Source organism: Shigella sp. SIG3 (assembly GCF_053555855.1).
In genome coordinates this window covers 1-379 of sequence record NZ_JBQZXE010000334.1, presented here as the reverse complement: position 1 = coordinate 379, position 379 = coordinate 1, and the positions used below count along the sequence as shown (strand labels likewise).

The following is a 379-nucleotide window of genomic DNA, read 5'->3' as shown; positions in this document are numbered from 1 at the left end:
TTTTGCGAAGGCGGAGTTCGACCGCCTCTGGAAAAAATGATGCCACTGCTGGATAAGCTGCGTGAGCAGTACGGGGTCGGACCGCTATGCAGCGAACTGCATATTGCCCCGTCAACGTATTACCACTGTCAGCAACAGCGACATCATCCGGATAAACGCAGTGCCCGTGCGCAGCGCGATGACTGGCTGAAGAAAGAGATACAGCGCGTATACGATGAAAATCACAAGGTATACGGTGTGCGTAAAGTCTGGCGTCAGTTGTTACGGGAAGGTATCAGAGTGGCCAGATGCACTGTGGCACGTCTCATGGCGGTTATGGGACTTGCCGGTGTTCTCCGGGGTAAAAAGGTCCGTACGACCATCAGCCGGAAAGCCGTTG

Annotated in this window: 1 pseudogene and 1 other annotated feature; the pseudogene reads left to right on the top strand. The window is 54.4% G+C overall.

What is annotated here, in order from left to right:
- Window positions 1-111 (top strand) — a sequence feature (AL1L pseudoknot). This feature is flagged as partial in the annotation.
- A pseudogene (locus ACUU1I_RS21275) lies at window positions 1-379 on the top strand (IS3 family transposase); the annotation flags it as partial. It overlaps the preceding feature by 111 nt.